This is a genomic window from Pontibacter ruber (assembly GCF_023630205.1).
Classification (GTDB): domain Bacteria; phylum Bacteroidota; class Bacteroidia; order Cytophagales; family Hymenobacteraceae; genus Pontibacter; species Pontibacter ruber.
Genome location: NZ_JALPRR010000003.1, coordinates 426,172 through 439,853, shown reverse-complemented (window position 1 = coordinate 439,853; position 13,682 = coordinate 426,172). Strand labels below are relative to the sequence as shown.

The window sequence follows — 13,682 nt, the reverse complement described above, 5'->3', positions numbered from 1 at the left end:
TTCTTTGTCACATCTTTGGCTTATACTTTATCAGATCAACGTTTTATGCGTGATGGTTTCGGCAATGGGGATGTTTTCCTGCTTGTTTCCAAGTATGAGGCGGTTATCGGAGTTAAAGGTAAAATAATTCCATACCCAGTTTGTTATAACGGCAAGCTTGTTCCGGAACCCTATGATCGAGATCAGGTGGATGAACATCCAGATGAGCCAGGCCAGAAAGCCCTGGGTTTTGATTTCCTTATTAAACAGCTTCAGATCTGCCACCGCCCGGTTGCGCCCTACTGTTGCCATAGCGCCTCGGTCTTTGTATTCAAATGGATGCAATGTCTTGCCGGCGATAATGTTTGCGATGTTTTCACCCAGCAGTTCCCCCTGCTGCATGGCAGGCTGTGCCAGCATGGGGTGGCCTTGCGGGTTAGTTTCTGTAACCATCGCAGCCACATCGCCTATGGCAAAAACATTTTCATAGCCTGCCACCCGGTTGTACTGATCCACCTGCAGGCGGCCTCCTTTCAACAGGCTCTCTTTCCGTATTCCGTCTACGGGTGCTGCTTTTACGCCTGCGGCCCAGATCAGCGTGCGCGTGATCAGCGTTTCGCCGGAGTCCATGGTAACCGTATAGCCGTCATAAGTTTTCACACGCCGGTTCAGCCATACTTTTACACCCAGATCCTGCAAATACTCCAGCGCCTTTAGGGAGGCTTCTCCGGACATACCTTTCAGCAACTGATCTCCGCTCTGGATCAGGTGGATGTCCATTTCTTTGAAATTGAGTTCCCGGTAATCTTTCGGAAATACGTACTTGCGCAACTCGCAAAGGGCGCCCGCCAGTTCTACGCCCGTCGGACCACCTCCCACAATCACGTAATCCATCAGACTGTTGAGCTGCACCTCATCATCCAGTTGCAGGGCATTCTCAAAATTGCAAAGGATTGTGTTCCGCAGCGTGGTGGCATCGCTGATGTTTTTCATTGAGATGGCATTTTGTTCCATCTGATCATTGCCAAAGTAGTTGGTAGTAGCGCCGGTTGCTATCACCAGGAAATCATACTTTATAAGGCCGATGGATGTCTCTACAAACTGCCTTTGCGTGTCAACGGACTGCACCTCCGCAAGCCGGAAATAAAAGTTTTCCTGGTTATGCAGGATCTTTCGGAAAGGGTGAACGATGGAGTCGGCATCTACGCCGGAGGTAGCAACCTGGTACAGCAAAGGCTGGAACGTAAGAAAGTTTTGCTTGTCGATCAGGATAACCTGCACGTCTGCCTTTTCCAGAGACTTCACCAACTCCAGGCCACCAAAGCCTCCACCCACTACCACCACCCGCGGTTTTCCTGTTTCTGCTATTCTTGCATAGTTTGCCATAGGTTATCTTTCCGGTTAAACCTGCTAAAGGTTACGTTCTCAGCAGCAGGCTAGCGCTTCACTGCCAAAGTCAAGAGTGATTAACGTATAAAAAACAAAGCCGCCCCTATACTTTAGGGGCGGCTTTGTAGAAAAGCTGTTTTTAAATTACCTGTAAGCTTCGTTCTGCTCCAGGTTCTTGTTGGCATCGATGTCAAAAGCCGGAATCGGGAATACTTGGCGGCCTGCGGCGGAAAGGCTTACCGGAGGCCCGTTCTTACGGGCCACGTTGGTAAGCTTTGTAAGTGCACGGCCGGTGCGTACCAGGTCAAAAAAGCTGTGGCCTTCGAAGGCTAATTCAAAGTCTCTCTCTTTCCAGATCGCTTCCAGCAACTCCTGTTGTCCTGCTACACTTGTGATTGGAGCTACTCCTGCACGGGTTCTGATCTTGTTCAGATCGGCCAGGGCACCTTCCACGTCGTTGAGCTTTGCTTTTGCCTCCGCACGGTTCAGGTATACTTCTGCTACTCTTATGATATGTATGTTATCGATGTTGCCTGCTTTGCTGTACTTGATCGGGTAGTACACATTCGATACCGTATTCTGGGCAAACATTTTACCTCTTGCATCATTCGGATCAGCTGATATTTCCTGGTAAAAGCTTGTATGGGCAGCCACATCACCTCTGCCGCCGGAAGTTGACGGGAAGTACCAGTTTCTGATACCGCTCTGGTCAGCGCTGTTGAAGTTCAGTTCGAAAACAGACTCTGAAGTAAGCTTGTTGGCGAAAATATTTTCGTAGCTATCCGAAAGTTTATACTTGGTATCCGCCAGTACTTCATCGGCATACTTAATAACCTGATCCGGTTTGTTCGTGTACAGGTATAGCCTGGAGAGCAGGGCGCGTGCTGTTCCTTTTACTGCCTGCGACCTGGTCATGGCATCATTTTTCTGCGATTCCGGTAACAGTTCAAGCGCTTTCAGCAAATCACTTTCTACCTGGCCATACGAGGCATCCAGCGTAGCCCGGGCAGGAAAAAGAGAATCATCCACTTTCTTAGATGGAGTGGTAACCAGTGGTACCCCCAGCGTGCCTACTACACCCGGAACCCCGCCATACACTCTCGTCAGATCAAAATAAGCTAAGGCTCTCACAAAATGTGCCTGCCCCATAATATTGCTTTTATCAGCTTCTGACACATCCGTTAACAAAGGAACCTTCTCAAGTATGTTATTCGCCACGTTGATTGCCTGGTAAGCACGCAGCCAGAAGTTTCCGTTCTCGATGTTACCCTTATCGATCACATAGGTATCCATCTCCCGATAGAAGTCCCAGGTACCGACACTCTGCGCCTGGTCCGAAGAAACATCCGACATGATCTGCAGGTTACGGCCATAGTAGTTACCATCCTGCAGTTGGTTGTACATACCTGCCAGCGCTGCCTGTGCGCCTTTTAGATTTGCGATCGCTACATCTTCTGATACTTCGGTCTGTGGCTCCTGGTCTAAAACGGATTCGCAACCGGTAGCAAGCATCAGTGAACATGCCAGCAAAGTATAAGCAATTCCTTTCTTAACAGGTGCAATAGATGACAGTCCCGTTAGTTGCTTTGCTGCCATCACAGGTACCGATTTATATATACTTTTTTTCATAACCATAGCAATTAACATTTAGAAAGTAACATTGAAACCACCCATGAATACCCTTGGCTGTGGCACGCTGTAAAACTCGATACCTTGTGTGAGGGTGGTAGATGCAGTACCGGTAATCTCCGGATCAAGACCTGAATACTTTGTGAAGGTCAGCACGTTCTGCCCGGACACATAAATTCTGGCAGCAGATATGCCAGCCTTTTCAATCAGAGAAGTTGGTAGCGCATACCCTAAGGTGATGTTCTTCATTCTCAGGTAAGAGCCATCTTCCAGGAAGCGGGATGGTCTCAGGTTAGCGTTATAGTTTGCCTGGCTCATTCTCGGGATCATGGTGTTGTCTCCCGGTTTCTGCCATCTGTCTAGCTGACTGCCCATAAATCCGAATTGTCTTGTACCGCCGTGTTCGCCGAAAAAGCGGTTCCAGTTTAACTGCTCATTGCCGTAAGAATACTGGAAGAAGAAAGACAAGTCAAAGCGTTTGTAATTCAGGGTATTTGTCAGGCCTCCAAAGAAGTCCGGGTTTGCATTCCCAACGATCTTACGATCTACGTTCGGATCAAATTTGTCATCCCCGTTCACGTCTTTGAAGATCGGAGCTCCGGTTTGTGGGTCTACCCCGGTTTGCTCATGAAAATAGAAGGAATACATCGGGTAACCCTCCTCATACCGGAAGATGTCGCGGTTGTAAACGTTGAAAGGAGCTGCCAGCTTTGTGATTTTGTTTCTGTTACCGGCTATGTTGAAGTTTGCATCCCAGTTAAAATCACCTTTCTGCAATACGGTAGCATTGATGCCTAATTCAATCCCTTTGTTTTCCAACGATCCATAGTTCTGCACCTGCGAGCTGAAGCCGGATGTTTTTGGTAAAGGAACAGCCAGCAGCAGGTCAGTCGTTTTCTTCACATAATAATCTGCAGTTAAATTAAGCTTGTTCTGGAACAGGCCTAAATCGATGCCAATGTCTGTCTGAGCTGTTGTCTCCCATTTAAGATCAGGGTTAGCCAGTTGCACCGGGCTTATACCTGGCAGGTCGGCATACGGTGTACCCGACCAGGTACCCAGTGACTGGAAGTTGGTAATGCCACTCTGGTTACCGGTGATACCGTAGCTAGCTCTCAGCTTTAAACTGCTTATACTTTCTATCGACTCTTTGAAGAAAGGCTCTTCGGACACTACCCACCCCAAAGCTATAGAAGGGAAAGTACCCCAGCGGTTGTCTTTACCAAATCTGGAAGAAGCATCCCGGCGAACGTTTATGGTAGCGATGTATTTGCTCTTGAAATCGTAGTTGATGCGGGTAAACAAAGAAGCGATACCCCAGCTGGTAGACTCAGAGCTTGCACGCTGTACGGCCGCCGAAATGATCTTCCTGAAGTCGTTGCTTGGAAATTGTTCGCCAGTAGCAATGGTTCTGTCAAAAGAAGACTCCTGCAAAGTTGTACCTACCAGTACATTGAACGCATGGTCGGCTTTGCCAAACTGGTAGCTCAGTACGTTTTCCTGGATCCAGTTATTATCAGTAGCTGCTACAGATTGCCCGAATCCGTTCGATCCTGCACCGCTGTTCAGAAATGTGTTGTCATAAAGATCTTCCTGCAGGCCAGTGTAATCCAGGCTGAAGCTTGATCTAAGACGAAGGCCGTTCAGGATTTCATACTCTCCATAAATACTACCTAAAAAGCGGTTCGTGTTCATGACATGATGCCCCTCTTCTACTGCAGCAATAGGGTTTTCGAAAATACTGAATTTGGTATAAGAGCCATCCTCTTTATAAAAAGGAAGGTTCGTTGGAATAGAGAATGAGCCCGGCACTGCTCCGAAAATAGAGTCATCGTTTCTGAGACGATTGCGTTTGGTACGCGCATATAACATGCTGGTACCAACCTTCAGTTTATCTACAGGAAAAAAGTCCAGGTTAATACGTCCGGTCTTTCTGTCGAAGTCCATAGCTCTCAGGATGCCTTCCTGGTTGAAGTTGTTGCCCGAAACCATGTACTGCACCTTATCACTGCCCCCGCTTACCGATACGTCATAATTCTGCAGGATACCGGTTCTGAAAACAGCATCAGCCCAATCGGTGGTGATGGCAGCATCCGGGTTAGCAAAAGGTGCTTTAAAAGGATCCCCTTTCGGATTAAGTGCGTTCAAAGAACCATAACTATCAATCCAGTTGTTGGCAGCTGCTTCGTTCTGTAGTCTTTCATTGGTGGGGCCATCCACCACGTCTGGCATTCTGGGTGCCGTTTGTGCACCATAGTAGGAGCCAAAGCTGATTTTTGCTTTTTTATTCGCACCCCGCTTCGTTGTAATTAATACCACACCGTTTGCGGCCCTGGCACCATAAATTGCTGTAGCAGAAGCGTCTTTCAGAATCTCCATCGATTCGATATCGGCTGGGTTTATATCAGCGATGGGGCTCGTTGTACCACCCCCAACACCTACGCCGGACAAGTTATTTGCCTGAATCGGTACGCCGTCCACTACATACAATGGGTCGCTGGAGCCATTGATAGAAGAAGTACCACGTACGCGTACGAACACCCCACCGCCCGGTGTACCCGAGTTGGAGCTTACCTGCACACCTGCTGCCCTGCCCTGCATCAGCTGGTCGCTGCCTGCCGCCGGAATATTTTCTATAGCCTTGGCGCTCACCGACGTCTGCGCGCTGGTCAGTGTCTTACGGTCCTGTTCGCCGTAGCCGGTAATAACCACCTCTTTCAGATTTTTTGTATCGGTTACAAGACTTGCATTTACCTCATTCTGGCTCCCGATTACGACCTCCAGTTGCTGATATCCTATATACTTGAATAACAAGGTGCCTCCCTCAGCAGGAACATTTAACTGATAGGCACCGTCCAGGCCGGTTGTAACACCGGTTGAAGTACCTTTTAAGATAACACTAACCCCAATGAGCCCAGTACCATCCTCCCGGGAGGTTACCTTCCCGGTTATGGTACGCCCTTGTGCCATCGCATTGACAGCAGCCAGGCAGCAGACAAGAAAGACAAGTATAATCTGTTTCATAAAGAGAAAATGTTAAGAGGTGAGATTAAAATTATGGTTAGAAAACAAAGCAAAGCAACTCCTGCCTGAATTTGGACAATTCAGGTACAACTGGACGTAACAGCAAATACTTACTGGGTAATTTTATTGTGATCTTATTGGCTACTCCTATTGCTTCAGAAGCAAACAACTACACAAGGCATTGACATAACAGCTTCAAAAAACACAACTGTAAAAGCACAGGCCCCTAAACAATATTATACAATCCCGCATTTAAAACGCGAGCCTCACTTCAGGATATTTAGATCACCATGCTGATCTGATCTCGGGAAAGATCTTGCCTTTTTCACTTCCTAGAATCTTATTCTAGAAATAGATAAACATGGAAAAATATGGTCAACAGATTGATCTCTACTTGTGAAGGAGACAATCTTATGCTTTGCTATTTATATAGGTATATAGTTATACTATAAAATACCCAAAGAGTTTATAAGCACAACAAACATTCATCATCAGGGCTTTACAAGCCTTTACCAGCTCCCCTTTGCGTGCTTTGCTGTACCTGGTAAAACTTTTCTCTCGTCTGGTCAGCAAAACAGCAAGAGCACAGGCAGCAAGCTAACAATCCTCTGATATTCTTATCGGGAACGTTGTCCTTCCAGATAAACAGACATAGCACCAGGCGATACTGTTAACCAAAGAGGTTTAAACAGGTGATCACATACAGAATCAACTACAGCAGAATAATTATATAAAATAACAAACACCTTTACAAGCTCAGGATAATATCAGCTAACATAAAGACAATTTAAGATAAGTATAAAAATTTATCCTTTAACAGTTACCAAAACTACTTGCTTTTCATATATATAATTTGTAAATCAAACATCAATTTTATACTTTTCAATGAATACCCCTTCATTTTTCATTGAAAAGTCACCTCTTTATAGTTAAGCAATCAATTTCTTTCACTTTAAACCATAACCTCATGAAGAACAATTTACCCGGCGCTCTGAAGCCTACTTTCATGCTAGGCTTAGGACTGGCGCTCCTGCTGGCAGGACCGCCTAGTGAAGCTCAACAGCAACGGTCAAAGAGTAAAAAGACTGATGTCGCTTTTTCTCCGGACCTGTACAATGGCCTCACATGGCGCTCTATAGGCCCTTTCAGGGGTGGAAGGGCAAGCAGTGTAACGGGCGTGCCAGGCAAACCGAACCTCTATTATTCCGGGGCAACTGGTGGAGGATTATGGCGCACTACTGATGGCGGTGCTTCCTGGGAAAACATCTCGGACGGTTTCTTCGGGGGCTCGATCGGAGCTGTTGCCGTGAGCGAAGCCGATCCGAATATTATATATGTAGGGGAAGGTGAGCAGACGCTGCGCGGAAACGTTTCCTCTGGGTTTGGCGTGTGGAAGTCAGTGGATGCCGGTAAAACATGGCACCATGTTGGGCTCAAAAATTCAAAGCATATTGGCCGCATCCGCATACACCCTCAGAACCCTGACATCGTGTATGTGGCAGCCATTGGCGACATCTATAAGTCTGGTGAAGAGCGTGGTGTATACAAGAGTACGGATGGTGGCAAGACCTGGAAGCGAACGCTGTTTGCCAACAAGGACGCCGGGGCCGTAGACCTCATCCTCGACCCTTCGAATCCGCGGATTGTGTACGCCAGCACCTGGAACGCACGCCGCACCCCGTATAGCTTCTCTTCCGGTGGTCCGGGTTCGGGCTTATGGAAAAGTACAGACGGCGGCGACAATTGGAAAGATATTTCAAGAAACGAGGGCCTGCCCAAAGGTACATTGGGCATTATCGGGGTTACCGTTTCCCCGGTAAACTCTGAGCGCGTGTTTGCCATGGTGGAAGCCGAAGACGGAGGTTTGTTCCGTTCAGATAATGGCGGTGTTTCCTGGACCAAAGTAAACGACGACCGGAACCTGCGTCAGCGTGCGTGGTACTATACCCGCGTTTATGCCGACCCGAAGAATGTGGACCAGGTGTACGTAATGAACGTTTCTTACCACCGCAGCAAGGATGGCGGCAAAACATTTGAAAGCTTCAATGCTCCTCATGGCGACCACCACGACCTTTGGATAGCACCTGAAGACCCGCGCCGCATGGTAATAGCAGATGATGGTGGAGCGCAGGTCTCTACAGACGGCGGCATGAACTGGAGCACCTACATGAACCAACCTACCGCGCAGTTCTACCGCGTAGTGACAGATAACCATTTCCCGTACCGCATTTACGGAGCCCAGCAGGACAATACAACCGTAAGGATCTCGCACCGCACAGATGGCAGAAGTATAACTGAGAATGACTGGGAAGTAACCGCAGGGTCAGAAAGCGCCCATATAGCGGTGAGCCCTGAAAATCCTGATCTTGTATTTGGCGGCAATTACGGCGGCTTCCTGGAAATGGTAGACCACAACAGCGGACAGCAACGCACTGTTAACGTGTGGCCCGATAACCCGATGGGAGCCGGAGCTGAAAGTATGAAGTACAGGTTCCAGTGGAACTTCCCGATCATGTATTCCCCGCACGATCCGAAGAAGTTGTACACCACTTCCAACCACGTACATTTCACAACCAACAACGGACATTCCTGGCAAACCATTAGCCCGGACCTGACACGTAACGATTCTAAAAAACTCGGCTCTTCCGGCGGACCGATCACACAGGACAATACCAGTGTAGAGTACTACGGTACTATCTTCGCCATTAACGAATCGCCGGCGGAAGCAGGCGTTATCTGGACCGGCTCGGATGATGGCTTGATCCACGTAACCCGCGATGGTGGCAAGAACTGGACAAACGTTACGCCGAAAGGTATGCCGGAGTGGATCATGATTAACAGCATTGATGCGCACCCAAGTATAAAAGGAACAGCGTACGTGGCTGCCACCATGTATAAATCCGGTGACTTCAGACCCTACATCTACAAGACCACAGATTATGGCAAGAGCTGGGACAAGATCACCAAAGGAATTGACGACAACCATTTTACACGCGTGGTTCGTGTAGACCCTAAACGAAATGGTTTGCTGTATGCCGGCACAGAGTATGGCATGTATGTCTCGTTCAATGATGGCAAGAACTGGCAGCCGTTCCAGATGAACCTGCCTATTGTTCCGATCACCGACCTGACCATCAAGAACGATAACCTGATCGCTGCCACACAAGGCCGTAGCTTCTGGATTATTGATGATCTGACGCCACTGCACCAGTTAAACAAATCGGTTGCAGAAAGCAAATTCCACCTGTACAAACCAATGGACTCTTATAAAATGGGAGCGCCAAGCGGCTGGGGCGGACCTAACCTGAAACTGGAAGGTCAGAACCACCCGGGTGGCGTGATGGTGCATTATTTCATGCAGCAAAAGCCAGACACTTCCACCACAGTTAAACTGGAGATTCTGGACCAGAACGGCAAGCTGATCCGCAGCTACGCCAGCAATGCCAAGGATAAGAAAGAGAAACTGGATGTAAAGAAAGGCATGAACCGCTTTGTGTGGGATATGTACTACCCTGATGCCAGCGGCTTTGACGGTCTGATCATGTGGGGTGGCAACACCAGAGGCCCGAGAGCTTTACCGGGTAACTACAAGGCGAGATTAACAGTGAACAAGGAAAGCCAGGAAACGAATTTTGCTATTCTGAAAGACCCTCGCTCCTCGGCTACTCCGGAAGACCTGCAGGCCCAGTTTGCGTTCCTGATGGAGTCCCGCGACAAGCTCAGCGAAACACACGATGCCATCAAGGAGATTCGTGCGATCCGTGCCCAGCTTAATACACTGAAAGGTAACCTGAAAGGCCAGGATAATTATAAGGATGTAGTAGAATCTGCTAATGCTATAGATAAGAAAATCACGGCTATTGAGGAAACGTTATACCAGACCAAGAACCGCAGTAACCAGGATCCGCTCAACTTCCCAATCCGCCTTAACAATAAGCTGGCAAACCTGGCTTCACAGGTTAATGCCGGCGATTTCAGACCAACAGAGCAGGCATATGAATTTAAGAAAGAAGTAACAGCAAAGATCGATGAGCAGCTGAGCCTGTTTAAGCAGATAAAGGCGCAGGATGTACCGGCCCTGAATAAGGTTGTAAAGGATAAAGGAATAGATGCCATTACCCTGAAAAACCAGAAATCAGAGTCAAAAGCAACCTCATCCATCAACTAGTACTTATACTTCTGCACAGTATCTGAAGCAAAAGTATAAAGAGGTATATCTTCTTCGATGCCTCCATTAAATCTACCAGCCCTCTACGCAGGGCTGGTAGATTTCCTTATATAAGGACCAACCTGTAAAGTATAAGTCTCAGTTTAAGTTGAGCAAAAGTATACTTCAACATCTTAGCCATCACCTTAAATCATGTCAAACAAACTCTTCTCTTTATGAAAAAGCCTTTATACTTTCTACTGTTCTGCCTGTCCGTCTCGGGTGTATCAGCCCAGAAGAAAAATGCAGGCAACAAGCCTGCCTCAAAATCAGACCAGGTAACCAGCCCCGACCAGTACTTTAAGCCGGTAAAGTGGCGCAACGTGGGGCCATCCCGTGGCGGTCGCTCAAATACAGCCAGCGGTGTAGTAAACAACCCATTGGTATACTACATGGGCACCACAGGTGGCGGTGTTTGGAAAACAGAAGATGCCGGCCAGAGCTGGTTTAATATCTCGGACAAGTATTTTAAAACAGGCTCTGTTGGGGCCGTAGCCGTTTCAGAATCAGACCCGAACCTGGTGTATGTAGGCATGGGCGAGCATGCGCCGCGCGGTGTCATGACCTCCTACGGAGACGGCGTCTACAAATCCACTGACGCAGGTAAGACATGGTCTAAGCTAGGCCTGGATTTAACGCGCCATATTGCCGGTATCAGCATTCATCCTCAGAACCCCGATATTGTATACGTGGCGGCGCAGGGTGCACTGCATGGACCAAACAAAGAGCGCGGGGTGTATAAATCCACGGATGGTGGCAAGACCTGGAAGCGAACGCTGTTTGTAGATGAGAATACAGGCTGTGCCGATATCAAAATGGACATGAACAACCCACGCATTCTGTATGCTGCCATGTGGGATCACCGCCGTACGCCCTGGCAGGTGATAAGTGGCGGAAAAGGCAGCGGTCTCTACAAATCTACAGACGGAGGCGAGACCTGGAAAAAGCTGGAGAACGGACTCCCGAAAGAACTGGGTAAAATAGGCGTATCTGTATCAAGAGCCAATTCCAACAAAGTATACGCGGTTATCGAAAGCGATACTTACAAAGAACAGGGTGGCTTATTTGTGAGTGAAGATGGCGGCGAAAAGTGGAGCCGTGTCAGCAAAGACCACCGGCTAACGCAACGCGCCTGGTACTACATCGAAGTATTCGCTGATCCGCAGCATGAAAACACCGTGTATGTGCTCAACGCCCCGGGCCTGAAATCTACAGACGGGGGCAAAACCTGGACGCAGATCTCAGGCACGCACGGCGATTACCATGAGCTTTGGATCAACCCGAAGAACAGCGAGAACATGATCGTTTCCAACGATGGTGGTGCAGCCATCAGCTTTAACGGGAGCAAAACCTGGACGACACAAAACAACCAGCCTACTGCCCAGTTCTACCGCGTTAACGCCGACAACCTGTTCCCTTACAACCTCTACGGCGGTCAGCAGGACAATTCAACGATAAAGATCTCCAGCAGAAACACCGCAGGTGGCCAGATTGGCGACAAAGACTGGTGGGAAACAGCCGGGGGCGAAAGTGCTTTCCTTGCTTTCAACCCGAATGATCCGCGTTATGTGGTGGGTGGCAGCTATCAGGGCAATATCGATGTTCACGATACCCAGACAAATTTGCGAAAATCGATCATGGTATCCCCTATCCTGTACCTTGGCATGACGCCGAAGAACATGAAATACCGCTTCAACTGGAATGCCCCGATCATCTATTCAGCGCACGAACCAAACACGTTTTACCATGGCGGTAATGTTGTTTTTAAAACCAACGACATGGGCAAAACCTGGTCTACCATCTCCCCTGACCTAACCCGCCACGATTCTACTAAAATGGTGATCAGCGGAGCACCTTTCACAAACGAGGGAGCTGGTGGAGAAAACTATGGCACCATTGCTTACCTGATCGAATCGCCACATGAAAAAGGGGTACTATGGTCGGGCAGCGACGATGGTTTGGTGCAACTGACCCGCGACGGAGGCAAAACCTGGACAAACGTGACGCCGAAAGGCCTGGAAGAATGTCTCGTAAACAGCATTGAAGTTTCTCCGCATGATAAAGCAACTGCTTACATTGCAACCACACGTTACAAGTTCAACGATTTCAGACCATCTATTTACAAAACTACCGACTATGGCAAGTCATGGAAGAAGATAACCAAAGGCATACCCGATGGCGCCTTTACGCGTGTAGTACGGGAAGACAATCAACGCAAGGACCTGCTTTTTGCAGGCACCGAAACTGGTTTATACATCTCCTATGATGGAGGAAAAGAGTGGACAAACTTCCAGCTGAACCTACCTGTTACGCCAATTGCCGATCTGAAAGTACACAACGGCGATCTGCTGGCAGCAACACAAGGCAGATCTTTCTGGATCCTGGATGACTTGGCTATGATCCGTAATTACAACAAACAGGCTTCGCCCAAAGATGTGGTTTTGTACCAGCCAGAGGATGCCTTCAGAGTATCCGGTAGCAGTGCACTGGATAAAACAGAAGAGGAAAACATATCAGCAGCAGGCACAAACCCTTCCACAGGTGTGGTGCTTTACTACCAATTGCCAACTAACGTGCACAAAGACAGCCTGATTACACTGGAAATACTGGATGGAAAAGGTAACCTGATTCGCAAATATTCCAGCAAAGCAGATCCGAAGTTTGTTGCCTATCCCGGCAGCCCGTCTGCTGATCCTGTGTTGCCTAACAAGCCTGGCCTGAACCGTTTTGTCTGGGATATGCGCTATGCTACACTTCCGGGCGTACCGACAGCATTTATGCCAAACAGTTACGTTGGCCATAAAGCTGCACCGGGCACTTACCAGGCTCGCCTGAAAGTGGGCAACCAGGAAAAGCTGGTCTCCTTCAAAACCTTGGCTGATCCACGCCTGAAGGCTTCCGAAAAAGACTTCGAAGAGCAGGAGAAAGTTCTTATTGCTTTAGAAGACGGCGTACGCGACATCCATAATTCCATACTTCGCATGCGTAAAGTGAAGGACCAGGTAAATGCCCTAGTAGAGCTCCTGGAGGAAGATCAAAGTATGAAACCCGTAATTACGCAAGGGAAAAGCCTGGTTAAGAAACTTGATGCGTGGGAAGAGGAACTGGTACAGAACCGCTCCAAGTCCAACAACGACTTCCTCAACTTTGAAAGTAAGTTAAGTGCTCACTTCCTGTACCTGAAAGATGATCTGGATACGGACATGCCTTATGTGACCAGGTCACAGCAGGAAAGACTGGCTGAACTTACTTCTTCGTGGCAGAAATCAAAAGAAAAGATGACAGCGCTGATCAACAAGGACATTGCTGAATTCAATCAATTGACAAAGCAGGCTAACCTGGAGAAGATTACGTTGCTGAAACCAGCTACCGCAACTACCATCAACTAGCCTCTTATAGCAATAATTGAGGTCTGATGTCTTTGCTGCATCAGTTGTTAAAACAAGAAAGGCGG

General features: G+C 48.2%; 5 protein-coding genes. 2 read left to right on the top strand and 3 right to left on the bottom strand.

The genetic code is table 11. From position 1 onward, the window contains the following. Positions 1 to 30: 30 nt before the first annotated feature. The 3 genes from MJ611_RS13685 to MJ611_RS13675 all read right to left on the bottom strand — a co-directional run bounded on the left by MJ611_RS13685 (position 31) and on the right by MJ611_RS13675 (position 6,021). Positions 31 to 1,365, bottom strand: a complete 1,335-nt coding sequence (locus MJ611_RS13685) for an NAD(P)/FAD-dependent oxidoreductase (protein ID WP_250430383.1) — start codon at positions 1,363 to 1,365, stop codon at positions 31 to 33. Positions 1,366 to 1,512: 147 nt separating this feature from the next. Continuing rightward, on the bottom strand, positions 1,513 to 2,997 hold the full coding sequence (locus tag MJ611_RS13680) for a RagB/SusD family nutrient uptake outer membrane protein (protein ID WP_250430382.1): 1,485 nt from the start codon (positions 2,995 to 2,997) through the stop codon (positions 1,513 to 1,515). Between the two features lie 18 nt (positions 2,998 to 3,015). After that, positions 3,016 to 6,021 carry a SusC/RagA family TonB-linked outer membrane protein gene (locus MJ611_RS13675; RefSeq protein WP_250430381.1) on the bottom strand — a complete coding sequence of 1,002 codons (3,006 nt, stop codon included), beginning with the start codon at positions 6,019 to 6,021 and terminating at the stop codon, positions 3,016 to 3,018. Between the two features lie 967 nt (positions 6,022 to 6,988). Here MJ611_RS13675 and MJ611_RS13670 point away from each other — a divergent pair. Beyond that, positions 6,989 to 10,189, top strand: a complete 3,201-nt coding sequence (locus MJ611_RS13670; RefSeq protein ID WP_250430380.1) for a WD40/YVTN/BNR-like repeat-containing protein — start codon at positions 6,989 to 6,991, stop codon at positions 10,187 to 10,189. A gap of 215 nt (positions 10,190 to 10,404) precedes the next feature. Beyond that, on the top strand, positions 10,405 to 13,617 hold the full coding sequence (locus MJ611_RS13665; RefSeq protein WP_250430379.1) for a WD40/YVTN/BNR-like repeat-containing protein: 3,213 nt from the start codon (positions 10,405 to 10,407) through the stop codon (positions 13,615 to 13,617). Positions 13,618 to 13,682: the final 65 nt, after the last annotated feature.

Bases quoted from the DNA above. Each gene is read 5' to 3' on its own strand.
- MJ611_RS13685 (WP_250430383.1), bottom strand. From the start codon at position 1,365: ATGGCAAACTATGCAAGAATAGCAGAAACAGGAAAACCGCGGGTGGTG.
- MJ611_RS13680 (WP_250430382.1), bottom strand. From the start codon at position 2,997: ATGAAAAAAAGTATATATAAATCGGTACCTGTGATGGCAGCAAAGCAA.
- MJ611_RS13675 (WP_250430381.1), bottom strand. From the start codon at position 6,021: ATGAAACAGATTATACTTGTCTTTCTTGTCTGCTGCCTGGCTGCTGTC.
- MJ611_RS13670 (WP_250430380.1), top strand. From the start codon at position 6,989: ATGAAGAACAATTTACCCGGCGCTCTGAAGCCTACTTTCATGCTAGGC.
- MJ611_RS13665 (WP_250430379.1), top strand. From the start codon at position 10,405: ATGAAAAAGCCTTTATACTTTCTACTGTTCTGCCTGTCCGTCTCGGGT.